The sequence below is a fragment of the Streptomyces cyanogenus genome (assembly GCF_017526105.1).
Classification (GTDB): domain Bacteria; phylum Actinomycetota; class Actinomycetes; order Streptomycetales; family Streptomycetaceae; genus Streptomyces; species Streptomyces cyanogenus.
This window is the reverse complement of the sequence record NZ_CP071839.1, coordinates 7,519,431-7,543,305: the sequence shown is the minus strand read 5'-3', so window position 1 is coordinate 7,543,305 and position 23,875 is coordinate 7,519,431. Positions and strand designations below refer to the sequence as shown.

Sequence of the window (23,875 nt, the reverse complement as noted above, 5' to 3'; positions counted from 1 at the left end):
TCCACACCGACCCGCAGCACGAACCGGCCGACGCCCGCAGCACCCCCGGCGACCACCACCGCGCCGACCCGCAGCCGTCGGGCGAACCAGCCGGACACAGCTCACCCCCGCCCCGGAGACCACCTCCACACCGACCCGCAGCACGCAACCGGCCGACGCCCGCAGCACCCCCGGCGACCACCACCGCGCCGACCCGCAGCCGTCGGGCGAACCAGCCGGACACGGCTCACCCCCGCCCCGGAGACCACCTCCACACCGGCCCGCAGCACGCAACCGGCCGACGCCCGCAGCACCCCCGGCGACCACCACCGCGCCGACCCGCAGCCGTCGGGCGAACCAGCCGGACACGGCTCACCCCGCCCCGGAGACCACCTCCACACCGACCCGCAGCACGCAACCGGCCGACGCCCGCAGCACCCCCGGCGACCACCACCGCGCCGACCCGCAGCCGTCGGGCGAACCAGCCGGACACGGCTCACCCCCGCCCCGGAGACCACCTCCACGCGGCCGCACCGGGCACGGCTCCCCCGCGCCCGCGGCTCACGCCCGCAGCCACTCCGTGACGATCACCTCGGCGCCGGTCCGCAGCCGCAGGGCGAACGGGCCGGACGGTGGGGTGGTGCTGGTGAACCGGCCGAGGGGGTCCGCGGTGAGCGGGCCGCGGGTGCTCTGCGGGCCGCCGAGGACCTCGATCCGGGCCGGCTGCGGCGGCAGCACCTGACCGATCAGACCGTCCTCAGTGACCTCCACGTCGACCGTCAACTCGCCCGCGCGGAACGTCAGCATCCGCGGCGCGTCCGTGACGCCCCTGACCGGCAGCGCGTCCACGAGCGAGTCGAAGGTCAGCTCGGCGAGCCGCGCGTCCAGGTCATGCAGCGCGAACGCGTCCAGGGCCGCCTGCAGCAACTCGGCCGGAACCGGGTCCAGGACGGCGGCCGCCTGGCGCAGCTCCTCCTCCAGCAGCCCGTCCGCGAACTCCTCCGGCCCCTCGGGCCCGTCGCCGTCGCCGTTCACACCGCACCCCGTGCGTTCATCCGGGCCCGCAGCCGGCGCAGACAGCGCTGGCGCAGCGGGCCGATACTGCCGACCGCGATACCGAGCGCGGCCGAGATCTCCCCGTAGCTGGGCGGCGGCGAGGCCATCAGCACGCGCAGCAGCTGCCGGCAACGCTCGCCCAGTCCGTCCAGCTCCTGCCACAGCCAGCGGACCCGCTCGGCCCGGTCCGCCGCCTCCTCCGAGTCGATCAGCGTCTCCTCCGGCGTCCGCTCCTCGCTGGCCCGGTCCAGCACCCGCGGATCGTCGGTCAGGGTCAGCCGCGCCAGCCCCTTGAGCACCTTCAGGCACTCGTGCCGGGCCGTACTGGCCAGCCAGGCACCGGCCTTCTCGGGTTCCCGTATACGGCTCAGGTACTGGGCGAAGCGGAACCACGTGGTCTGGAAGACCTCGTGTCCGTCGGCGTCCGACAGCCGGTGTGCGCGCACCACCGACCACACCAGCGGACTCATCCCTTCCACCAGCGCCTTCCAGGCCGCGGCGTCCCCGTCGACGGCAGACTGGACCAACGCGCCGACCTCTGCTCGGTCCACGGCTCCACCCCTTGTGTACGGCCTGTCATCGTACGCCGCGGAGTGGAGGGTTCCGGACCTCATACGGGCAGGGCCGCTGCGGCGACCGGTACGGGGCGCCAGGTGGGCGGCCGGAGCGCCGGCACGTGCGCCCCGCGCACCTCGGCCCGCTCGGTGGTGGCCGCCAGCAGCCCGGCTCCGGCGGCCCGCGGGTCGCGCTCCCGGTACGCCGACATCCGGGCGGCGACGAGGCCCGCGGCCACCGGGGTGGCGAACGAGGTGCCGCTCCACTGCGCGAGACCGTCGAACATCACCTGGTCCGGCTTGCCACCGGTGCTCTCCCGGCCCTCGCTCAGCACACCGGTGTGACGCGGGTACCGGCAGGTGCACGGGTACGCGGCACCGAACCGGCAGGCGTCGTAGGTGGAGTGCTGGTAGACGTACGGCACGGGCGTGGTGAAGCCGGTGAGGGCGCTGGTGAGACGCTCGCCGGGGGCGTGGACGCGCACCCACGGGCCGTGGTTGGTGAAGCAGGCCCCGGACTCGCCGTCCGCGCGCAGGGCACCGACCGACAGCACGCAGTCGGCGTACTCGGGCAGGGCGGCGTAGGCGGCGGGCCAGAAGGGGGTGTCGCTGCCGTTGTTGCCGGCGGCGGCCACCAGCAGCGTGCGCTGGTCGCGCAGTTCCCGCATGAACCCGTCCAGACCGATCAGACCGTCGGTGTCGGCACTCGGGGTGCCCGCGGAGAGGCTGATGATGTCCGGCCAGCCGTCCCGGTCGACGGCCTCGAAGAGCAGCGCGCCGAACTCGGACTCCAGCACGGCGCCGGCGTCGTTGAGGGTGCCACGCACGGTGATGTCGGTGTTGGGCGCGACGGCCGCGAGGATCCCGGCGATGAACGTGCCGTGGCCGACGTACTGGCGGAGCACGCCGTCGCCGTCGGTCTCGGTGAGCTGGGCGTCGCCCGTGGTGTGGGCGAGCAGCGGGTAGGAGCGGTGGTCGTGCACCAGACCGGTGTCGACAACGAGCACGCCGACCGCGGTGGCCGGGTCGTAACTCCCCTCGGCGGCCGCCGAGTTGACGGACTCGGTGCGGGGGGCGGGCACCGGCTCGTCGCCGGGGCAGGCGTTGACCGCGATGTGCACCACGTGGTTGCGGCCGGCCAGCCGGCGGCCCTGGCGGTCCTCGGCCTCCCGCACCGCGCGCAGCGCGTGCGGCACGGTGTCCTCGCCCCCGGCCGGGTCGCCGACCCGGATCCGGGTGACACCGGTGCGGCCGGCCTGCGGCCCGACGCGGCGCACGTGGTCGGGGACCAGCCCCCGGGTCTCGGTGAAGTGGATGCGCACGGCGTCCTCGACGAACCCGGCCTCCTCGCCGTCGCGGACCAGCAGAACGCCCTTCTCGTAGAGGAACCCGGCCGAGTCGTCCGGTCCCATGGTCAGGGGTACGTCCGGCAGCGAGCGCTGGATGTGCTCGAACTGCTCGTGGAAGCGGTGTGGTGCCATGTGGTGTCCTCCCCCTCAAGACGGTGTCCGACAGTGAGAGTCGTGGGGTCACCGTCTGATACAGCAGGCCACTACCATGCGAGACGTGACAGCGGGAAGCGAGTCGGTTCTCGAACTGCTGCCCATGGTGTTCGCCGATCCGGGCGAGGCCCGGGCACGCGCCGAACACGTCCTGCGCGCCGCTCCGTCGCCGGTCCACGCCAGCGTCGCCCACCAGGTCCTCGGCATCTGGCAGCGGGACTTCGGCGACCTGCGGATTGCGCTGCGGCATCTGCGGCGGGCCCGGGACCTGGCGGCGCGCGCCGAGTCGGCCGACCGGGAGGCCGATGTGCTGGCCACGCTGGGGGTCGCACTGGTGCACGCGGGGCGCACGCGGCAGGGGCTCGCGTCCTTCGAGCGGGGGGTCGCCCGGGGCAGCGGTCACACCCGGGCCCGGGTGCTGTACCGGCGGGCCTACGTGTGGTGGGTGCTGGGGCGTCACCGGGAGGCCCTGGACGACGTACGGCGGGCCCTGCCCGTCCTGCGGCAGGCCGCCGACGACATCTGGACCGCGCGGGCGCTGACCCTGCGGGCCACCGTGCACCTGGCGCTGGGCGCGGTGGACCGGGCCGTCGCGGACTTCACGGCGGCGGAGCGGCTGTGGGACACCACCGGCCAGGAGCACGACAAGGCGGACGCGGTGGAGAGCCGGGGGCTGGCCGCGTTCCGGTCCGGGGACATCCCGGCGGCACTGCGGCTGCTGGACGAGGCCGAGGAGCGCTACGCCAAGCTGGGCACGCCCACCTACAACCTTTCGATCCGGCGCTGCGAGGTGCTGATGGCGGCGGGGCTGGCCCCGGAGGCGCTGGCCGAGGCGGACGCGGCGATCGCGCTGCTGGACCGGATGGGCGGTCAGTCCACCCGCAAGGCCGAGCTGCTGCTCGCCGCCTCGTGGGCCGCCCGGTCGGCGGGGGACGCGCACACCGCCATAGCCCGCGCCGCCGTCGCCGTACGGCTGTTCGCGGCGCAGCGCCGGAGCTGGTGGGAGACGCACGCCCGGCTGGTGCTGCTGGAGGCGCGGGTGGCGGCCGGGCGGCGGTCGGGGCGGATGGTCGCGGACGCGGCGGCGGTCGCCGAGAGGCTGGACTCCTTCGGTTCGCCCGCCGCGCCGGAGGCGTCGCTGCTGGCGGGCCGGATCGCGCTTGCGCTGGGCTGGACGGCGGACGCGGAGCGGCACCTGGCGGTGGCCGCGCGCAGCCGGCACGGCGGGCCGCCGACGGCCCGCATGACGGGCTGGGTGGCACAGGCGCTGCGGGCTCGGGCGGCCGGTTCCCGGCGCGGGGTGCTGGAGGCGTGCCGGCGCGGTCTGGACGTGCTGGACGACCACCGGATGACGCTGGGCGCCTCGGAGCTGCGCGCCCACGCGACCGCGCAGGGCGCCGAACTGGCCGCGCTGGCACAGGAGGTGAGCCTCGCGCAGGGCGGTCCGCGCCGGTTGCTGGGGTGGAGCGAGCGGTGGCGGGCGACCGTGCTCTCCGCGCCGCCGACCCGGCCGCCCGACGACCGGGCTCTGCTGAGCGGGCTGACCGCCTACCGGGAGATCGCGGCCCGCGCGGAGGCCGCCCGGATGCAGGGCCGCCCGGTGCCGGCGCTGGAGCGCGAACAGCGGCGCCTGGAACGGGAGATCCGCTCGCGCACCCGGCACATGGGCGGGGCCGCGGCCGACGCGGGCGACCGGCTCGACGTGGGCCGGCTGCTGGACCGGCTCGGCGACGGACGGCTGGTCGAACTGGCGGTGGTGGAAGGCCGGGTGCACGTCCTGCTGTGCGGGCAGGGCCGGGTACGGCGATTCACGGGTGGTTCGCTGGCGGAGGCGGTGGCCGAGGCCGAGCACGTGCAGGCGGGGCTACGGCGGCTCGCGCACCCCGGGGCCGAGGCCCGGCTGCCCCTCGTGGAGGCCGCCGGCCGGCGTCTGCAGGAACTCCTGCTGGCCGGGGCGGTGCCGCAGCTGGGCTCGGGCCCGGTGGTGATCGTGCCGCCGGGCGCACTGCACCGGGTGCCGTGGGCGCTGCTGCCCGCGCTGCGGGAGCGGGTGCTGAGCGTGTCGCCGTCGGCGGGCAGCTGGCTGCGCGCCCACGAGACCGCGCCGCCGCCGGACGGCCGGCCGGTGCTGGTGCGCGGCCCCGGCCTCGCGACGGGCGGCGCGGAGGTGCCCGAACTGGCGGACCGGTACGGCACGGCGACCGTCCTGGAGGGCGAGGCCGCTCAGGTGCCCCGGGTGCTGGCGGAACTCGACGGCGCGGGCCTCGCCCACCTCGCGGCGCACGGCACGTTCCGCGCCGACAGCCCGCTGTTCTCCGCCCTCCGGATGGCCGACGGCCCGCTGATCGTGCACGACTTCGAGCGCCTGGCCCGCAGTCCGTACCGGATCATCCTGTCCAGCTGTGACACCGCCCGTCTCGCCTCGGTCGGCGCCGACGAACTCCTCGGCCTGGTCACGGCGTTGCTGCCGCTGGGCACGGCGGGGGTGGTGGCGAGCAGCGCTCCGGTCAACGACGCGGCGGTGGTCCCGCTGATGCTGTCGCTGCACAAGGGCCTCGGCGCGGGTCTCTCGCTGGCCGAGGCCCTGCGCGACGCCCGCGCCGCCCTGCCCGGCGACGCGCTCCACCAGGCGACGGGCTGGGCGTTCGCGGCGTTCGGGGCCGCGTGAGGGAGTGACCTCCACGGCCCACGGCACCTGCCGAAGGGGCGCGGGGCAGTATTCGTACGCGGCTCGGCCGCGTGGGGCGGGCATCCGCAAAGCACCCGCGCCCGGCCACGACCCACCCCACGTCCTCCCTAAGCCGTCTCCGGCACCTCGACCAGCCAGGGCAACGCGTCCCGGTCCCCGGTGCCGAGTCGCGTGTACGCGCTGTACAGATGGTTCCCGACCGTCCGCACCGACAGCGTCAGCCGTTCGGCGATCTCCCGGTTGCTGAGCCCGGCCGCGGCCAGCGTGACGATCTGCCGCTGCCGTGCGGTGAGTTCGCCGAGCACCAGCCCGGCCAGCGCGGGCGTACCGGCCCCCTGACAGCGCCTGGCCAGGGCGACGGCCCGGGTACGGGACAGCCGCGCGGCCCGCGGATCCCGGTGCACCCGTACCGCCTGTGCGTACGCCTCGGCCGCGTACAGCAGGAACCCCCGCTCGGACAGCTCCTCCGCGGCCCCGTCCAGCGCGGCCCCGTCCGCGCGCGCGAGCGCGTCCGCGTGCCGGGCGAACACGCTCCCGGCCGGCAGCCGCCCGACCGCCCGCTCCGGCTCGCCGAGGCGCACGGCGCCGTAGAGCGCGTGGACGCCGTCCGGATCGGTCACCTCGCCCAACCGCCCCTCGGCCAACGCGAGTTCCGTCAGGCACCCGCTGTCCGACTCGGTCTCCCGCAGTCCCTCCCGGGCCCAGGCCGCCGCCTCCCGCAGCTCGCCCCGCAGGCGTGCGTACCGGGCGCGGACCGCGGCGTACCCGGCGGGCAGCACACCGCCCTCCGCCACCAGCCACTCCCCCACCGGCGTCGGCACCGGCCGGACGTCGAGCCGCTCCATCCGCCGGACCAGCGTGCGCTGTTCGGCGGTCAGTGCGGGGCCGTACGCGAAGGGGGCGCGGCCGAGCCGCCGGGCCCGCAGCCGGCCGGCCGTGGCGCGCAGCGCGGGGCCGTGCAGGGGGTGGGCGAGGGTGACGGCGCCCTGCTCGTCGACGTCGATCAGGCCGTCCGCCTCCAGGTGTTCCAGGGCGGTCAGGTCCAGCTCGTCCACCGGCAGGGGCACGGGTTCGGCGAACGCGAGGCGTTCCAGGACCTCGCGTTCGCCGGGCCCGGACCGCTCCAGGGCGGGCGCGAGCCGCTCGCGGACGGCCGGGGTGACCGGCAGCGCGCCCCGCCAGGCCCGCTCGCCGGTGCCCGGGACCGTCGTCAGCCGGCCGGACCCGGCGAGCGCGGTCACCAGGTCGCGCAGCAGCCGCAGGTCGCCCCGGCAGGCCCGGTGCAGCCGGCGCACGGTGAGCGGTTCCAGGCCGGCGCCGGCGAGCAGCTGGGCGGTGTCCTCGTGGGACAGCGGGTCGAGGGGCAGGCGGCGCAGCAGTTCACCGGTCCACAGCCGGGAGACCGCCGCGGGCGCCGGAGGGCCGTCCGCCGCGGCCACGACCAGGCGGGTGCGGCCCTGTACGGCCAGTTGGTGGACCAGGGCGGCGGAGGTCTCGTCCAGGAGCTGGGCGTCGTCCACGACGAGCAGCCGTACGCCGGACAGCGCGCGGACCGCGCAGTGCAGCGAGACGGTGTCGGGCAGCAGGTGCGCGAACGCGGCGAGGGGCAGGTCCCGGGCCTCGGGCGTGCCGGTCACCCGGGCGTGGTCCGTGCCCCGGACGGCCTCCGTGATCAGCCGGGTCTTGCCGTGGCCGGCCGGGCCGGTCACCACGATGCCGGGCCGGCCGGCGGTCAGCGCGCCGCGCACCAGCTCCAGTTCGTCCGCCCGGCCGGTGAACGGCCAGGGCAGCTCCAGGGTCTTGGCGTCCTGTTCGTAAGTCCTCACGTCATGCTGAGCGCGGGTACTCAGGTTTGATACAGGGCGACTTGAGTAGCCCCCGACTCAGGCGCCGGGGCCGGGCGGGCGGCACTCTGGCCGCATGACCCGACGTCTCTGCTCGCTTCCGCGGCAGCCGGCCCCGGCGTTCGCCCCGGGGCTGACGGCCGAGCGGCTGGGCGCGCTGCTCGCGGGGCGGCGGATGTGGGTCAACGGCACCGTGCTGCACTACTGCTTCCTGGACGCCCGCACCGACGCCTCGGTCATCCCGGTCCCCGGGACCGGGGAGCTGCGCCGGGTGCCGTGGGCGGGCGGCGAGGAGCAGCGGGACGTGGTCCGGGCGTGCTTCGGCGAGTGGCGGGATCTCGGCGTCGGCATCGGTTTCGCCGAGGTCGGGGACCGCTGCGAGGCGGAGCTGCGGATCGGGTTCCAGGCCGGTGCCGGGTCCTGGTCGGCGGTGGGCCGGGACGCCCTGTCGGTGGGCCGGGGCGAGCGCACCATGAACCTCGGCTGGGACGTGACCGCGCCCGGGGAGCGCGGGACGGTCCTGCACCAGATCGGGCACGCACTGGGCATGGTGCACGAGCACCAGAGTCCGTTCGCCGGGCTGCACTGGGACGACGAGGCCGTGTACGCCGAGCTGGCGGGCCCGCCGAACTTCTTCAGCCGGGAGACGACGTACCGGAACGTGCTGGGCCAGCTGGACGCCTGTGAGGCGGGCGGCTCGGTGTGGGACCCGCAGTCGGTGATGACGCTGCCGTTCGGGCCGGGGCTGGTGCTGGAGCCGGAGCAGTACCGCGGGGGGCTGCATCCGCCCGGCACGCCGTCCCCGGCGGACAAGGAGTTCGTGCTGCGCTGGTACCCGCCCACCGGTCCCACCGGGCCGGCCGCGCTGGTGCCGTTCCGGTCCGCGCCGCTCGGTCTCGGGCCGGGCGGGCAGGCCGACTTCACGGTCGAGCCGCCGGAGACCCGCGAGTACACCGTGGGCACTTTCGGCGACGCCGACACCGTACTGGTGGTCTTCGAGGAGCGCGACGGGGAGCCGCGCTTCCTCGCGGGCCACGACGACGGCGGCACACCGGAGAACGCCGCCGTCCGCGTCCGGCTCGTCAAGGGCCGCCGCTACGTCGTCCGGGTCCGCCTGTACTCCACGTGGGGGTCGGGGGAGACGGCGGTCATGTGCTGGTGACGGCACACGGACGACGGCCGGCCACGGACCGGCGCCGGGGGGAAGGGCGTGGACGTCACCCACGGGGGAGGTGACGTCCACGCCCACACCGGCGTCTCGGCTTCCCGGCGCCCGTGGCCCGGTCGTCCCGGAGTACGAGGCCGACGGGCCGTCGGCCGAAACGGCTCGTGCCGGGCGAGGAACGTCACGAAGCGGCACGCTCCGCCGCGCGGGCCTCGTCGGGGTGGGCGAGGCCGAGGTGGTCGCGCAGGGTGGTGCCCTCGTAGTCCGCGCGGAAGACGCCCTGTTCCTGCAGGAGCGGTACCACCTTGTCGGCGAACGGGTCGAGTCCGCCGGGGGTGATGTGCGGGACGAGGATGAAGCCGTCGGACGCGTCGGCCTGCACGAAGTCGTTGATGGTCCGCGCGACGGTGGCCGGGGAGCCGATGAACGTCTGCCGGTTGCCGGTGTGGATGACCAGGTCGCGGATGGACCACTTGTTGGCCTCGGCGAGCTGCCGCCACTCGCGGGCGATGGCGACCGGGTCCCGGTACATCCGCACCTGGGCGCGGCCCCGGGAGATGTGCTCCTCGGCGACCACCGGGTCGACGTCGGGCAGCGGGCCCTCCGGGTCGTACGCCGACAGGTCCCGGTTCCAGACGAACTCCAGGTGCTTGATGGCGGTGGCGCCGCTGACCTGCTGCCGGCGGACCTCCCGGGCCAGTTCCGCGGCCTCCTGGTCGGTGTCGCCGAGGACGAAGGTCGCGGCGGGCAGGATGAGCAGCTGGTCGGGGCGGCGGCCGTACGCGGCGAGACGGGACTTGACGTCCGTGTAGAAGGCCTGGCCCTCCTTCAGCGTGGAGTACCGGCTGAAGATCGCGTCGGCGCTGGAGGCGGCGAACTCGCGGCCCTGCTCCGAGTCACCGGCCTGGAAGACGACCGGCCGGCCCTGCGGGGAGCGCGGCACGTTGAACCGGCCGTGGATGTCGAAGTGCTGCCCCCGGTGCACGAAGGCGCCGGCCCTGGCGTCCCGGAGGAAGGTGCCGGTGGCCTGGTCGGCGAGGATCTCGTCGCCGTGCCAGGAGTCGAACAGCTCGTGGGCGGTGGCGAGGAACTCCTTGGCGCGGGAGTAGCGCTCCTCCTGCGGCAGGAAGCCGCCGCGCCGGAAGTTCTCGCCGGTGAAGGCGTCCCAGGAGGTGACCACGTTCCACGCGGACCGGCCGCCGGAGAGGTGGTCGAGGCTGGCGAACTGGCGGGCCACCTCGTACGGTTCGTTGAAGGTGGAGTTGATGGTGCCGGTCAGGCCGAGCCGGTCGGTGACGGCGGCCAGCGCGGCCAGCACGGTGAAGGTGTCGGGGCGGCCGACCACGTCGAGGTCGTAGATCTGCCCGCCCTGTTCGCGCAGCCGCAGTCCCTCGGCGAGGAACAGGAAGTCGAACTTGGCGCGTTCGGCGGTCCGCGCGAAGTGGGCGAAGGAGCTGAACTCTATGTGGCTGCCGGCGGCCGGGTCGCTCCACACGGTGGTGTTGTTGACCCCGGGGAAGTGGGCGGCCAGGTGGATCTGCTTCAGCGGCTTGCTCATGGCGTAGGGTCGTCCTCTCCGGGGTTCAGGCTGCCGCGTAGCGGTTGGCGGGGCGGGCGAGGCCGAGGAGGCCGCGCAGGGTGCCGGCCTCGTAGGCGTCCCGGAAGCGGCGGCGGCGCTGCAGCTCGGGCACCAGGTCCCGGGTGATCCGGGGCAGGTCGTGACCGGCGACCGCGGGCCGCAGCCGGAAGCCGGTCAGCCCGCCTTCCGCGAACTCCTCCAGCAGGTCCGCCAGTTCGGCGGCCGTGCCGGTGAAGATCCGGGCGTCGCTGGTGTAGGGCTCCCCGGCGAGCGTGTCGAGACGGTCGCGGCGGGCCTCCGCCTCGGCCCGGCTGTCGTCCAGGAGGACGACGAGGTCACCGAAGACGTGCAGGGTCTCGTCGGCGCGGCCCGCCGCCTCCTGCTCGGCGCGGATCTCGGCGACGACCGCGCGGGCCCCGTCCGCGTCCTGCGGGGTGACGTAGCCGACGTCGGCCCGGCGGGCCACCAGCCGGTACGGGACGGTCCGGTGGGCGAGCGCGGTGACCAGCGGCTGGCCCTGCGGCGGCCGGGGCGTGATGGAGGGGCCCTTGACGCTGAAGAAGCGGCCCTCGAAGTCGATGTAGTGCAGCTTGTCCCGGTCGATGAAGCGGCCGGTCGCCGCGTCCCGGATCTCGGCGTCGTCCTCCCAGCTGTCCCAGAGCCGGCGGACCACCTCCACGTAGTCGGCGGCCTCGTCGAACAGTTCGGTGATCAGCTCCTGGGCGCCGGGGCCGTCGAAGCCGTCGATTTGGGGGATGGTGCGGCGGCCGAAGTGCGCGGCCTCGTCCGGTCGGAAGGTGGTCCGCACGCGCACGCCCGCGCGTCCGCCGCTGACGTGGTCGAGGGTGGCGATCGCCTTGGAGATGTGGAACGGCTCGGTGTGCGTGGCCACCACGGTCGGGACCAGGCCTATGTGCCGGGTGAGCGGGGCGACGCGGGAGGCGATGAGAACCGCGTCGAGCCGGCCGCGGACCTGGTCGGTGCGCTCGTCGGGCGCGAGGAGCCGGGAGGACTGCGGGCCGAGGTCGTCCTCCAGGGTGACGAAGTCGAGCAGGCCGCGTTCGGCCTCGGTGATCAGGTCGGCCCAGTAGCCGGCGGTGAACAGGTCCCGGGGGCGGGCGACCGGCTCGCGCCAGGACGCGGGGTGCCAGCCGGTGCCGTCCAGGGCGACGGCGAGGTGCAGGGGGGCGGGGGAGGTCGAGGACACGTCGGTGCCTTCCTTGATGTCCGTACGAGAACACCGGCTCGCGGTCCCGGCGGCGGCCGGGGGGCGGCGGCCGCGGGCGAGCGCGGCGGGGGGAAGGACCCGGGCCGGGGAGCGGGCCGGGGAAGGGTCAGTGGCGACAGAGCGCGGCGGACACGCGCTGGAGGTCTATGTGCGGCCGGGAGTGCAGACGGACGGAGCGGTACGGGTGCGGGGCGTGCGGCGGGCGCGCCTGCGAGGGCACTCGGGTCACGGCCGTCACCTCCCTCCGTCGGCCGCGGCGGGCCGGATCGGCGTCCGCTCGGTGGATCTCGTCATGACGTCCAACGCCCGGCCGGCGCCGGTTGTTCCCGGGCCGCGCAGCTGCTCGATGCGGGCAGCGGCGGCGCAGGCTGAGCCCGGGGGCTCGTACCGACGCCGGTCGGGTGGGTCACGGGAGCGGAGTCCTCTCTAGGTGGCTGTCTCTGGGCGGGGTGACGGGTGGTCAGGAGTTGGTGAGCGGCAGTCCGGGCGGGTTGACCTCCGACTTCGCCACGGACTCGTCGGAGAGGTTGTAGGCGGCCAGCCACTTGGCGTACTGACCGTGCTCGATCAGGTAGTTGACGGCGTCCGCGAACGGCTTGGCGAGTCCGCTGTCCTTCTTCGTGGTCGCGGCGATCAGGCCCTGCAGCGTGGCGCCCGCGCCGGAGAAGGTGCCCGCGCTGCGGGTGGGGTTCGGTGACTTCGCGGTCTGCGTGATGTGGTACGCGACACCGGGGTTGGCGGCGAAGTAGGCGTCGATCCTGCCGCCGGTCAGCGCCAGGTAGGTGGCGTTCTTGCTCTGGTAGTGCTTGACGGTGAGGGTCTTGCCCTCCTTCTTCAGCTTCGTCTGCCACTCCAGGAGGATCTTCTCCTGGTTCGTGCCGTTGTCCACGGCGACGGTCCTGCCGGCGAGGTTCTCGTAGTTCCCGTCGAAGTTCCAGGTGCTCTTCTTCAGCACCTCGAAGCCGACGTTGTCCTTGCGGTAGGACGCGAAGTCGTACTTCTTCTTGCGTTCCTCGGTGTCGGTGATGTTGGCGAAGGCGGCGTCGTACTTGCCGCTGTCGATACCGACGAACATGTTCTCCCAGGTGGCGTTGGAGAACTGCGGCTTCAGTCCGAGGACCGCGGCGACCAGGCGGCCCAGGTCCGGCTCGGCACCGGTGAGGGTCTTCTGGTCGCCGCCGATGTAGGCCAGCGGCGGGAAGCCGTCGGGCAGGGCGCCGACACCGATCCTCAGGGTGCCGCTCTTGCGGATCGCGGCGGGCAGTTCGGCGTTGAGGGACTTCACCTCGGAGACCTTCAGCTCGGTCTGCTTGGCCGCGCCGTTGGACACCCGGCCCACGGTCACCGTGCCGGCGGCGTCGGTCGTGGTGGCGGCGTCGCTCTCACCACCGCAGGCGGCGAGCCCGGTGGCCAGGGTGGCGACCGTGGTCGCCGCGGTGATGCCGCGTATCAGGCTGCGTCGGGAGAAGTGGCTGCGCATGGCTGTCCTTGTCGTTCGGGACGGGTGATGAGGGTGGCGTGGGGGGAGGTCTGGGCGGGCCGGCCGGGTCACCGGAGTGGCTGAAGCTCAGAGCACCTTGCTGAGGAAGTCCCGGGTCCGCTCGTGCCGGGGCTTGTCCAGCACCTGGGAGGGCGGGCCCTGTTCGACGATCCTTCCGCCGTCGATGAAGACGACCCGGTCGGCGACCTCGCGGGCGAAGCCGATCTCGTGGGTGACGATGACGAGCGTGGTACCGCTGGTGGCCAGGTCCTTGATGACGGAGAGGACCTCGCCGACGAGTTCGGGGTCCAACGCCGAGGTCGGCTCGTCGAAGAGGATGATCCCGGGACGCAGCGCGAGGGCGCGGGCGATGGCGACGCGCTGCTGCTGGCCGCCGGACAACTGCCGCGGGTAGGCGCCGGTGCGGTCGCCGAGACCGACCCGGGTGAGCAGTTCGCGTGCCAGCTCCCGCGCCTCCGGCTTGTTCAGCCTGCCCGTGGCGACGGGGGCGGCGGCGACGTTGTCGAGGACGGTCAGGTGCGGGAAGAGGTTGAAGTTCTGGAAGACGAAGCCGATCCGGCTGCGCTGGGTGAGGATGGTGCGCTCGCTGAGTTCCTTGAGCCGGCCCCCGTTGCGCTTCACGCCGATCAGCTCGCCGCCGACGCTCACGTAGCCGATCTCGGGTTTCTCCAGGTGGTTGATGACCCGCAGGAGGGTGGACTTGCCGGAGCCGGAGGGCCCGAGGATCGCGGTGACCTCCCCGGGGCGCACGGTCAGGTCGATGCCGTCCAGGACGCGGTGGGTGCCGTACCACTTGTGGACGTCGTGCACCTCCAGGGCGGCCGGGGCCGTCTCCGGGGTGGCGGTGGCGGTGGCGGTGGCGGTCATACGGCGGCCTCCCTGCGCAGCCGGGCCCGGAAGTCGGCGAGGCCCGCCCGCGCCTTCTGCAGCGGGGTCGGCGGCAGGCTGCGGGTGGCACCGCGGGCGAAGTACCGCTCGACGTAGAACTGGACGACGGACACGACGCTGGTCAGGATCAGGTACCAGACGGTGGCGACGAGCAGCAGCGGCACGATGTCGCCGGGGTAGGTGCTGCCCATGGTCTGCACCGAGCCGAACAGGTCGAGCAGGGAGACGTAGAACACCAGGGACGTGCTCTTGACCAGGCCGATGAGCTGGTTGACGTAGTTCGGGGTGATGGACCTCAGGGCCTGCGGGAAGACGATCCGGGTGAACTGGTAGCCCCTGGGCAGACCGAGCGCGGCCGCCGCCTCGTGCTGGCCCTGGTCGACGGAGAGGATGCCGCCGCGCACGACCTCGGCCGCGTACGCGGCCTCGTTGAGGCCGAGACCGATGACGGCAACCGTCATGTCGGTGGCGAGCTTCGACTCGTCGAAGCTGACGAAGGCCGGTCCGAAGGGGATACCGAGGCTCAACGTCTTGTACAGGGCACTGAAGTTGTAGAGGAAGATCAGTACGACGATCAGCGGTACCGAGCGGAACAGCCAGGTGTAGGTCCAGCTCACCGCCCGCAGTACCGGGCTGCCGGAGAGCCGGCCGAGAGCCAGCAGGATGCCACCGAGCAGGCCCAGCACGGCGCTGAGCGCGGCGACTTCGAGGGTGACGACGAGCCCGTCGAGGATCGTGGGACGCAGGAACCAGTAGCGGAAGCGGGCCCACTGGTAGAACGGGTTCGTGGCCAGTCCGTGCAGGATCTGCGCGACCAGCACGAGAACGACGGCGGTGACGATCCACCGGCCGGGCCGGCGCAGCGGCTGAACGCGCTGGGCGGTCAGGGACTTCGGCGGGGATGCGGCGGGTGGTGCCTCGGCGAGGGACACGGCGGCGCCTGGGGGTTCACTCATGGCGGGCTCCGGCGGATTCGGACACCCCGGGTCCGCGGCAGGCCGGATGCGAACCACTACGGCACTGGGGCACGGGGCGGCACACGGGAGCGCGCGGAAGCCGGGGGCTGGGCGGACAACGGCACACCGGGCGGAGGGTGTGCGGCGGGAACGCGGGGGCTGGGAGGAGACGTCAGCCCTGACAGCGGGCGGAGCCCGGTGCGGTACACAGTGCGCTGTTCACGCGGAGCAGGTCGACGGCCCGGTCGGCGACGAGGAGACCGGCGTACGACGGTACGCAGCCCTGGGGGCGGCTCGTGGCCGTCCTGGGAGCTGCGTACATGGCGTCACCTGTCACTGTTCCGGCCCCGTGGGGCCTCGCGCTTACCGAAATCGCCGTCCGGTCCGGTCGTCACCTGGGGCACCCCACCGCGATGCGAGGGTTGCCGGTCAGCGAGCCAGGGCTTGGCGCTGACGCTCATGACCGTTCTGAGCCGTAAGTAAGGCAGTCGGCCGTTCGAATGTCAACGGCCGTCCGCCACATGGACATCGTTGAGTCGCTCTCACCTGCGAGAAGCGTCAGGAGTGTCCGCGGCATGGCCTGCCCAGTCCAGGATCTGGACAGCAGCTCCGGCTGCCTCCAGGCCCTGGCAGCGGCCGTGGTGGCGGCGGGCGATGCCGTCGAGGTCGAGGTGGCGGCCGAACGCGGGACGGGCGGCCAGGCGGCGGGCGTAGGCCCACAGGGCGCGGTGGTCGGCGATGCGGTGCACGGCGGAGGCGTCGAGGTGGCAGCGGTGGACGGTGTCGAGCTGCACCAGGGTCACCCACAGTTCGACGTCGGCGGCGGTGAGCCGGTCGTCGGCCAGGTACTCCTCTCCGCTCAGCCGCCGCTCCAGCCGGCCCAGGGTGTCGAGCAGCGTGTCGAGGGCGGCGGCCCGCTCGGCCGGGTCGGCCCCGGCCCGTCCTGCGCGCTGTGCGGCCTCCTCGATGCCCTCGGCGCACATCCGCTCGACGGCCTCGATCACGGACTCCAGTCCGGTGGGGTACAGGCGGGCCCGGTCGCCGGGGCCGAACCGGTCCAGGTCGCGCAGGATGTCGGGGGTGTGGGTGCTGACGATGCGTCCGGACCAGTCGTCGCTCAGCACGGGTGCGAGCGCCGGGCCGGTGTAGTGGTGGGCGCTGGCCTCGTAGAGGGGGCGCAGTGCCGAGTGGCCGCCGCCGGGACGGTCCGGGACGGGGGGCAGGAGGGTGACCGGACAGCTCGTGTCCAGGCCGAGCAGGCTGTGGCCGACGGCGAGGCGCAGCCCGTCGGGGCAGGCGGTGGACAGGTGGAGCCGGTAGCGGTGCGGCACGGCGTAGTGGCCGCTGCGGGGGTCCCGGCCGATCCGCCCGCGGAAGACGGGGGCGGCGCGGCGGGCGGACGGGACGGCTGCGAGCGGAGTGATGGACATGGGTCTCCCCGGGTGGTGGGCGTGCGGACGGGCGCGCCGGCGCGGGCGTGGCCGGTCGGTGGGGGCGGGTGGGGCCCGGCTCAGCGGTGGCGGCTGATCGCGCTGCAGACGCGCTGCAGGTCGATGTGACGGCGGGAGGTGAGCAGGGGAGCGCGCAACGGCGTCCGGCTCGTGGAGCCGGTGCCCGTCTGGAGGCGCGCCATGATTCCCTACCTGTTCACTAGGATTTCCTCCCTGGAGTGTCGATCCGGCTCCGTACGACGTCAAGGGGGCGTCCACGCCTGGGAATCGGGGGCGGCGCCGGGTACTCCCCACAGAGAGAAACATGTGACATAGTACTGATGTGACGAAGCGACTGACCTGCGATGTCGTGGTCGTCGGGGCCGGGATGGTGGGCGCGGCCTGCGCGCTGTACGCCGCGCGGGCCGGACTCGACGTCCGGCTGGTGGACCGGGGCCCGGTGTCCGGCGGCACCACCGGCGCCGGCGAGGGCAACCTGCTCGTCTCCGACAAGGAACCGGGCCCGGAACTGGAACTCGCCCTGCTCTCGGCACGGCTGTGGGCCGAGCTGGCCCACCAGCACGGCACCGCGTTCGAGTACGAGCCCAAGGGCGGCCTGGTGGTCGCCTCGGCACCCGAAGCCCTGGCCGCGCTGCGGGAGTTCGCGGCGGCCCAGCGCGGCGCCGGCGTCACCGCCGTACCGGTCGACGCCCGCCGACTGGCCGAACTGGAGCCGCACTTGGCCCCCGGCATGGCGGGCGGAGTGCACTACCCGCAGGACGCCCAGGTCATGCCCGCGCTGGCCGCCGCCCACCTGGTCCGCGCCTCCGGCGCCGCCCTGGACACCGGCCGGACCGTGACCGGGGTGCTGCGCACCGCGGACGGCGCGGTGTACGGCGTCCGCACCGACCGGGGCGAGATCCACGCCCCGGCGGTGGTGAACGCGGCCGGCACCTGGGGCGGCGAGGTCGCTGCGCTGGCCGGCGTCCGGCTGCCGGTGCTCCCCCGGCGCGGCTTCGTACTGGTCACCGAGCCGCTGCCGCGCATGGTCCGGCACAAGGTGTACGCCGCGGACTACGTGGCCGACGTGGCCAGCGACTCGGCCGCCCTGCGCAGTTCGCCGGTCGTGGAGGGCACGGCCGCCGGTCCGGTGCTGATCGGCGCCACCCGGGAACGAGTGGGTTTCGACCGCTCGCTGTCACTGCCCGCGGTACGGGCGCTGGCGGCCGGGGCGGTCGGGCTGTTCCCGTTCCTGGAGCGGGTCCGCGCCCTGCGGACGTACGCGGGCTTCCGGCCGTACCTGCCCGACCACCTGCCGGCGATCGGCGCGGACCCGCGGGCGCCCGGCCTGTTCCACGCCTGCGGGCACGAGGGCGCCGGCATCGGACTGGCCACCGGCACCGGGCAGTTGATCGCGCAGGCGCTCACCGGCAAGGCGCCGGAACTGGATCTCGCACCGTTCCGGCCGGAGCGGTTCGACACGGAGGGAGGCGACGTCCGGTGAATCCGCTGGAGTTGACCCGCGCCCGGCCGGGCGAGGCCTGCACCGTCACCTTCGACGGCCGGCCGCTGACGGCACTGCCTGGCCAGACGGTCGCGGCGGCCCTGTGGTCGGCGGGCGTGACGGCCTGGCGCAGCACCCGCGGCACCGGCCGGCCCCGCGGGGTGTTCTGCGGGATCGGGGTGTGCTTCGACTGCCTGGTCACCGTCAACGACCGCCCGAACCAGCGGGCCTGCCTGGTGCCGGTGCGCCCGGGAGACGTGATCCGCACGCAGGAGGGGACGGGCCGGGACGATGGCTGAACGACCGCGACTCGCCGTCGTCGGCGCGGGCCCGGCCGGCCTCGCCGGGGCGCTGGCGGCGGCCGCACGAGGCGTCGAGGTCGTCCTGGTCGACGCGGCCGAACAGGCCGGCGGCCAGTTCTACCGGCAGCCCGCCCGCGCACTCGGCGCCCGCCGGCCACAGGCCCTGCACCACCAGTGGCGCACCTGGGAACGACTGCGGGACGCGCTGGACCGGCACCGCGAGGCCGGCCGCATCACGCACCTGACGGATCATCACGTGTGGTGCGTGCGAAGGGGCTCCGCCTGCGACGAGGTCACCGTGCACGCCCTGCGCGGCCCCGCGCAGGAGGAGGGCGTCACCGTCCGCGCCGACGCCGTCCTGCTCGCCACCGGCGGGTACGAGCAGGTGCTGCCCTTCCCGGGCTGGACGCTGCCCGGAGTCGTCACGGCGGGCGGCGCACAGGCCATGCTCAAGGGCGGCCTGGTGCTGCCCGGCCGGACGGCCGTGGTCGCCGGGACCGGGCCGCTGCTGCTGCCGGTGGCCACCGGGCTCGCCGCGGCCGGTGCCCGGGTCGCCGCGCTGGTGGAGTCCGCCGCTCCCGCCGCGCTGCTGCGCCGAGCGCCCGCCCTGGCAGCGGAGCCCGGCAAACTCGCCGAGGGCGCCGGCTACGCGGCCCGGCTGCTGCGCCACGGGGTGCGCACCCTGGCCCGGCACACCGTCGTGGCGGCGCACGGCACCGACCGGCTGGAGGCGGTGACGGTGGCCGCGCTCGCCCCGGACGGACGGCTCCGCCCCGGCACCTACCGCCGCATCCCCTGCGACACCCTCGCCGTGGGCCACGGCATGCTGCCGCACACCGATCTCGCCGAGACCCTCGGCTGCACCCTGTCCGGCACCGCCGTACAGGTCGACGGCGAACAGCGCACCGACGTGCCCGGCGTCTGGGCCGCCGGGGAGGCCACCGGCGTCGGCGGCGCGGCGCTCGCGCTCGCCGAGGGCCACATCGCCGGACGCTCCGCCGCCGCCCGGCTGCACGGCACGGTGCCCGACCCACGCCGCTGGGGCGCCGCCGCCCGGGCCCGGACCCGGCTGCGGGAGTTCGCCACGGCCCTGGACGCGGTGTACGCCCCGCCGGCGGGCTGGGCGGACCGGGTCCCGGACGACACGGTGGTGTGCCGCTGCGAGGAGGTCACCGCCGGGCAGGTGCGGGCATCCGCCGACACGCTGGGCGCAGGCGACCTGCGCACGGTGAAGCTGCTCACCCGGGCCGGGATGGGCTGGTGCCAGGGCCGGATGTGCGCGCCCGCGGTGGCCGGCCTGACCGGATGCCCGCTCACCGCCGGGCGGCCGTTCGCCCGGCCGGTACCGCTCGGGGTCCTGGCCGCCCTGCCGGAGACGGACTGAGGCACCGCAAGCGGAACGCGGCCGCGTACCGCCACACCACAGTAAAATGTCACACCCTATTGATGGGGAGAGATCATGACCGACCCGCAGCACCGCCCCTGGCGCGGCATCCTCGTCGCCACCGCCGTCCCGCTCCGCGACGACCTCTCGGTCGACCACGACCGGTACGCCGAGCACTGCGCCTGGCTCGTCGCCAACGGCTGCGACGGCGTCGTACCGAACGGCTCGCTCGGTGAGTACCAGGTGCTCACCCCGGAGGAGCGGGCCCGGGTGGTGGAGACCGCCGTGGCCGCGATCGGCGGCGCGCGGGTGATGCCGGGCGTCTCCGCGTACGGCTCGGCCGAGGCCCGCCGCTGGGCCGAGCAGGCCGCCGAGGCCGGCTGCGCCTCGGTGATGCTGCTGCCGCCCAACGCCTACCGCGCCGACGAGCGGTCGGTGCTCGCCCACTACACGGAGGTCGCACGGGCGGGCCTGCCGGTGGTGGCGTACAACAACCCGATCGACACCAAGGTCGACCTGGTGCCCGAACTCCTCGCCCGGTTGCACGGCGAGGGGCTCGTGCACGCCGTCAAGGAGTTCTCCGGTGATGTTCGCCGCGCCTATCACATCGCCGAACTCGCGCCGGAACTGGACCTGTTGATCGGCGCCGACGACGTACTGCTGGAGCTGGCGGTGGCCGGCGCCAAGGGCTGGGTGGCCGGCTACCCCAACGCCCTGCCGCGCGCCTCCGCGGAGCTGTACCGCGCCGCGCTGGCCGGGGACCTCACCACCGCGCTCCCGCTGTACCGGCAGCTGCACCCGCTGCTGCGCTGGGACTCGCGGACGGAGTTCGTCCAGGCCATCAAGCTCTCCATGGACGTCGTCGGACGGTACGGTGGCCCGGTGCGCCCGCCGCGGGTCCCGCTGCCGCCCGAGCAGGAGGCCGCGGTCCGCGCGGCCACCGAGAAGGCCGTCGCCGCGGGCCTCGCGTAAGGAGCCTCCCCCATGCGCAGCAAGCTCGTCCTGCACGCCGTCGACTCGCACACCGAGGGGATGCCGACCCGGGTGATCACCGGCGGGATCGGCACCGTCCCGGGCGCGACCATGAACGAACGACGGCTGTGGTTCCGCGAACACCGCGACGGCGTCAAGCAGTTGCTGATGAACGAGCCGCGCGGCCACGCCGCGATGAGCGGCGCGATCCTGCAGCCGCCGACCCGCCCGGACTGCGACTGGGGCGTCCTCTACATCGAGGTCTCCGGTTACCTGCCGATGTGCGGGCACGGCACGATCGGGGTGGCGACCGTGCTGGTGGAGACCGGCATGGTGGAGGTCACGGAGCCGGTGACCACCATCCGGCTCGACACCCCGGCGGGGCTGGTCGTCGCCGAGGTCGCGGTGGAGAACGGCGCCGCCCGGAACGTGACGCTCAGGAACGTGCCGTCGTTCGCGGCCGGACTGGACCGCAAGATCGCGCTGCCGGACGGCCGTACGGTCACCTACGACCTGGCCTACGGCGGCAACTTCTACGCGATCCTGCCGCTGGACGCCTTCGGGCTGCCCTTCGACCGCGCCCGCAAGGACGACATCCTCGCGGCCGGACTGTCCCTGATGGCGGCGATCAACGCGGAGGCGGAGCCGGTGCACCCGGAGGACCCGTCGATCCGGGGCTGCCACCACGTCCACCTGTACGCACCCGGTGCCACGGCCCGGCACTCCCGGCACGCCATGGTCATCCATCCGGGCTGGTTCGACCGTTCCCCGTGCGGCACGGGCACCAGCGCGCGCATGGCGCAACTGCACGCGCGCGGTGAACTCCCGCTGCACACCGAGTTCGTGAACGAGTCCTTCATCGGGACCCGGCTCACCGGCCGGCTGCTGGGGACCACGGAGGTCGCCGGGGTGCCGGCCGTGCTGCCCAGCTTCACCGGCCGTGCGTGGATCACGGGCACCGCACAGTACCTGCTGGACCCGACCGACCCCTTCCCGGAGGGGTTCGTCCTCTAGCGTCCTCTAGACTCACCCGGTGATGCGTGACATGGCACAGAACACCCGTGACACCGAATTGCCCGCGCTCCCCCGGCTGGGCGGCCGGCGGAGCAGCTACCGCGAGCGGGTCGCGGACGCCCTGCGCGCCGCGCTGATCGCGGGCGAGCTGCGGCCCGGCGAGGTCTACTCGGCGCCCTCGCTGGCCGCCCGGTTCGGCGTCTCGGCGACACCGGTGCGGGAGGCCATGCTCGACCTGGTCAAGGAGGGGCTGGTCGACACCGTGCCCAACAAGGGCTTCCGGGTCACCGCCGTCTCCGACCGGCAGCTGGACGAGTACACGCACATCCGGGCGCTCATCGAGATCCCCACCGTGGTGGAGCTGGCCCGCACCGCCGACCGCGTCTCGCTGGAGGCGCTGCGTCCGGCGGCCCGGGAGATCGTGACCGCGGCGGTGGCGGGCGATCTGATCGCCTACGTCGAGGCCGACACCCGCTTCCACCTCGGTCTGCTCGCCCTGGCCGGCAACGCCCACCTGGTCGAGGTCGTGGCCGACCTGCGCAAACGCTCCCGTCTGTACGGGCTGACCGCGCTGGTGGAGGCGGGCCGGCTGCTCGCCTCCGCCGAGGAACACCTGGAGCTGCTGGACGCGCTGCTGGAGCGCGACGAGAAGGCCGTGCACGCGATCATGACCCGGCACCTCGGGCATGTGCGCAGCCTGTGGGCGGCGACGGACTGACCGCGCCCGCCCGGAGGAGCCGCACGGAAGGGACCGGACATCTCGCGGCGCCGGGGCCGCGCCACGACGTATTTTCCATGCCCAGGCGGCCCGCACGGGACAACAAACGGCGATTTTGCGCCAGAACGGCGCATCCCCGACCATGGCCCCGTCCCGGTGATCCCGGGAACGTCAGTTCCATGAGAGGCGCACCACCCATGCACAGCACCGGAACCGTCCCGGCTCCGGCTCCCGCGGAGATCCCCGCGGAGTCCCCCACGGTTCCCGCCGGGGATCCGCACGGCGACACCGGCAGGCACGCCCGCCGGTTCGGCCTGCCCGTCGCGACCGCGCTGGTCATGGGCAACATCATCGGCGGCGGCATCTTCCTGCTCCCCGCTTCCATCGCCCCGTACGGGACGGTCAGCCTGGTCGCCTTCGGAGTGCTGACCGTCGGCGCCATCGCGCTCGCCCTGGTCTTCGGCCGGCTCGCGGCACGCGACCCGCGCACCGGCGGCCCCTACGTCTACGCCAGGGAGGCGTTCGGCGACTTCGCGGGATTCCTCGCGGCCTGGTCGTACTGGATCACCACCTGGGTGTCGAACGCCGCGCTCGCCGTCGCCGCCGTCGGGTACCTCGACGTGCTGATCCCGGTCAACGGCCATCGCTGGACGGCCTGTCTGGCCGCGCTGACCCTGCAGTGGCTGCCCGCCCTCGCCAACTTCGCCGGCACCCGGTACGTCGGTGCCGTCCAGCTGGTGTCCACGGTGCTGAAGTTCGTGCCGCTGCTGCTCGTCGCCGTCGGCGGGCTGTTCTTCTTCGACCCCGACCGGCTCGGACCGTTCAACGCGAGCGGTCAGGGAGCGATCGGCGCGGTGTCCGCCTCCGCCGCGCTGCTGCTCTTCTCCTACCTCGGGGTGGAGTCCGCGGCCGTCAGTGCGGGCGAGGTCAGGAACGCCCGGCGCAACGTGGGGCGCGCGACGGTCATCGGCACCGCGGGCGCCGCGCTGGTCTACCTGCTGGGCACGCTGTCCGTGTTCGGCACGGTCGCGCACGACCGTCTGGTGACCTCCACCGCGCCGTTCTCGGACGCTGTGAACGCGATGTTCGGGGGCAGCTGGGGCGGCACGGCCGTGGCGCTCGCCGCCCTGGTGTCGATGACCGGCTGCCTCAACGGCTGGACCCTGCTGAGTGCCCAGACGCCGTACGCGGCGGCCCGCGACGGGCTGTTCCCGAGCGCCTTCACGCGCCGTCGGCGGGGCGTGCCCACGGTCGGGGTCGGCGTGACGGTCGTCCTCGCCTCGCTGCTCACCGTCTACAACTACTTCTCGGGCTCGGGCAAGGTCTTCGAGGTCCTGGTCCTGGTCACCACGTTCACCGCCACCGTGCCGTACCTGCTGGCCGCCGCCGCGCAGATCTTCCACCTGGTGACCGGCCGGCCGGAGACGGTCGACCGGGCCCGGCTGGTGCGGGACTCCGTGATCACCGCGGTGGCCGCGGTCTTCACCCTCTGGCTGATGGCGGGTGCCGGCTACGCGGCGGTCTACCAGGGCGCGCTGTTCCTGTTCGCCGGAGTCCTCGTCTACGCGGTGATGGCGGCCCGACGGCAGCGGAAGCAGGCACGGTAGCGG

The 23,875-nt window shown here is 74.3% G+C and carries 22 protein-coding genes and 1 riboswitch; of the genes, 9 read left to right on the top strand and 13 right to left on the bottom strand.

Annotated features, from left to right (window positions below; translation table 11 throughout):
* Positions 1–540 precede the first annotated feature (540 nt).
* From S1361_RS33835 to S1361_RS33825, 3 genes are read right to left on the bottom strand one after another with little or no spacing between them, the layout of a single operon-like run.
* Positions 541–1,014, bottom strand: coding sequence for a hypothetical protein (locus S1361_RS33835; RefSeq protein ID WP_208035677.1), 474 nt, complete (start codon positions 1,012–1,014; stop codon positions 541–543).
* Positions 1,011–1,649: an RNA polymerase sigma factor gene (locus tag S1361_RS33830; RefSeq protein WP_208035676.1), complete on the bottom strand. Its 639-nt coding sequence runs from the start codon at positions 1,647–1,649 to the stop codon at positions 1,011–1,013. Before S1361_RS33830 ends, S1361_RS33835 begins: the two co-directional genes overlap by 4 nt.
* Positions 1,646–3,070: a S8/S53 family peptidase gene (locus tag S1361_RS33825; RefSeq protein ID WP_208035675.1), complete on the bottom strand. Its 1,425-nt coding sequence runs from the start codon at positions 3,068–3,070 to the stop codon at positions 1,646–1,648. The genes S1361_RS33830 and S1361_RS33825 overlap by 4 nt, the downstream gene beginning before the upstream one ends.
* 76 nt (positions 3,071–3,146) lie before the next feature.
* Between S1361_RS33825 and S1361_RS33820 the strand changes: the two genes are divergently transcribed.
* Positions 3,147–5,759 (top strand): CHAT domain-containing protein, encoded by a 2,613-nt coding sequence (locus S1361_RS33820; RefSeq protein WP_243769392.1) that lies wholly within the window; start codon positions 3,147–3,149, stop codon positions 5,757–5,759.
* Positions 5,760–5,887: 128 nt separating this feature from the next.
* Here S1361_RS33820 and S1361_RS33815 read toward each other — a convergent pair whose 3' ends face one another.
* Positions 5,888–7,606, bottom strand: coding sequence for a LuxR family transcriptional regulator AbsR2 (locus tag S1361_RS33815; protein WP_208035673.1), 1,719 nt, complete (start codon positions 7,604–7,606; stop codon positions 5,888–5,890).
* A 94-nt stretch (positions 7,607–7,700) separates the two neighbouring features.
* Here S1361_RS33815 and absR1 point away from each other — a divergent pair, with 94 nt between their 5' ends.
* The gene (gene absR1, locus S1361_RS33810) at positions 7,701–8,786 is read left to right on the top strand and encodes a beta-glucuronidase AbsR1 (RefSeq protein WP_208035672.1); all 1,086 of its coding nucleotides are present in this window, start codon (positions 7,701–7,703) and stop codon (positions 8,784–8,786) included.
* A gap of 184 nt (positions 8,787–8,970) precedes the next feature.
* Here the strand turns inward: absR1 and S1361_RS33805 are convergent, their stop codons facing one another.
* From S1361_RS33805 to S1361_RS39940, 9 genes are all read right to left on the bottom strand, one after another.
* The gene (locus tag S1361_RS33805) at positions 8,971–10,347 is read right to left on the bottom strand and encodes an NtaA/DmoA family FMN-dependent monooxygenase (RefSeq protein ID WP_208035671.1); all 1,377 of its coding nucleotides are present in this window, start codon (positions 10,345–10,347) and stop codon (positions 8,971–8,973) included.
* Between the two features lie 25 nt (positions 10,348–10,372).
* Entirely contained in the window at positions 10,373–11,575 is a 1,203-nt protein-coding gene (locus S1361_RS33800) for an LLM class flavin-dependent oxidoreductase (RefSeq protein ID WP_208035670.1), read from the bottom strand.
* Positions 11,576–11,702: 127 nt separating this feature from the next.
* Positions 11,703–11,816, bottom strand: coding sequence for a putative leader peptide (locus tag S1361_RS40435; RefSeq protein ID WP_425088106.1), 114 nt, complete (start codon positions 11,814–11,816; stop codon positions 11,703–11,705).
* A 240-nt stretch (positions 11,817–12,056) separates the two neighbouring features.
* Positions 12,057–13,076, bottom strand: coding sequence for an ABC transporter substrate-binding protein (locus S1361_RS33795; RefSeq protein WP_208035669.1), 1,020 nt, complete (start codon positions 13,074–13,076; stop codon positions 12,057–12,059).
* A gap of 87 nt (positions 13,077–13,163) precedes the next feature.
* The gene (locus tag S1361_RS33790; protein WP_208035668.1) at positions 13,164–13,964 is read right to left on the bottom strand and encodes an amino acid ABC transporter ATP-binding protein; all 801 of its coding nucleotides are present in this window, start codon (positions 13,962–13,964) and stop codon (positions 13,164–13,166) included.
* On the bottom strand, positions 13,961–14,941 hold the full coding sequence (locus S1361_RS33785) for an amino acid ABC transporter permease (protein ID WP_208035667.1): 981 nt from the start codon (positions 14,939–14,941) through the stop codon (positions 13,961–13,963). Before S1361_RS33785 ends, S1361_RS33790 begins: the two co-directional genes overlap by 4 nt.
* A 172-nt stretch (positions 14,942–15,113) precedes the next feature.
* Entirely contained in the window at positions 15,114–15,263 is a 150-nt protein-coding gene (locus S1361_RS33780; RefSeq protein WP_208035666.1) for a hypothetical protein, read from the bottom strand.
* 32 nt (positions 15,264–15,295) lie between these two features.
* Positions 15,296–15,406: riboswitch (SAM riboswitch) on the bottom strand.
* Positions 15,407–15,483: 77 nt separating this feature from the next.
* Entirely contained in the window at positions 15,484–16,371 is an 888-nt protein-coding gene (locus S1361_RS33775) for a glutathione S-transferase C-terminal domain-containing protein (protein WP_208035665.1), read from the bottom strand.
* An 80-nt stretch (positions 16,372–16,451) separates the two neighbouring features.
* Positions 16,452–16,574 carry a putative leader peptide gene (locus S1361_RS39940; RefSeq protein WP_279577637.1) on the bottom strand — a complete coding sequence of 41 codons (123 nt, stop codon included), beginning with the start codon at positions 16,572–16,574 and terminating at the stop codon, positions 16,452–16,454.
* A gap of 140 nt (positions 16,575–16,714) precedes the next feature.
* On the opposite strand from S1361_RS39940, the gene S1361_RS33770 reads away from it, so the two are divergent.
* The 7 genes from S1361_RS33770 to S1361_RS33740 all read left to right on the top strand — a co-directional run bounded on the left by S1361_RS33770 (position 16,715) and on the right by S1361_RS33740 (position 23,872).
* On the top strand, positions 16,715–17,875 hold the full coding sequence (locus S1361_RS33770; RefSeq protein WP_208035664.1) for an NAD(P)/FAD-dependent oxidoreductase: 1,161 nt from the start codon (positions 16,715–16,717) through the stop codon (positions 17,873–17,875).
* A complete protein-coding gene (locus S1361_RS33765) occupies positions 17,872–18,174 on the top strand; it encodes a (2Fe-2S)-binding protein (protein WP_208035663.1) in 303 nt (100 codons plus the stop codon). The genes S1361_RS33770 and S1361_RS33765 overlap by 4 nt, the downstream gene beginning before the upstream one ends.
* A complete protein-coding gene (locus S1361_RS33760; RefSeq protein WP_208035662.1) occupies positions 18,167–19,561 on the top strand; it encodes an FAD-dependent oxidoreductase in 1,395 nt (464 codons plus the stop codon). Before S1361_RS33765 ends, S1361_RS33760 begins: the two co-directional genes overlap by 8 nt.
* Before the next feature lie 75 nt (positions 19,562–19,636).
* Positions 19,637–20,533, top strand: a complete 897-nt coding sequence (locus S1361_RS33755; RefSeq protein WP_208035661.1) for a dihydrodipicolinate synthase family protein — start codon at positions 19,637–19,639, stop codon at positions 20,531–20,533.
* A gap of 12 nt (positions 20,534–20,545) precedes the next feature.
* Entirely contained in the window at positions 20,546–21,547 is a 1,002-nt protein-coding gene (locus S1361_RS33750) for a proline racemase family protein (protein WP_208035660.1), read from the top strand.
* Positions 21,548–21,569: 22 nt separating this feature from the next.
* Complete coding sequence (locus S1361_RS33745; protein WP_208035659.1) at positions 21,570–22,265, top strand: GntR family transcriptional regulator; 696 nt, start codon at positions 21,570–21,572, stop codon at positions 22,263–22,265.
* A gap of 197 nt (positions 22,266–22,462) precedes the next feature.
* Positions 22,463–23,872, top strand: a complete 1,410-nt coding sequence (locus S1361_RS33740) for an amino acid permease (RefSeq protein ID WP_208035658.1) — start codon at positions 22,463–22,465, stop codon at positions 23,870–23,872.
* Positions 23,873–23,875 lie beyond the last annotated feature (3 nt).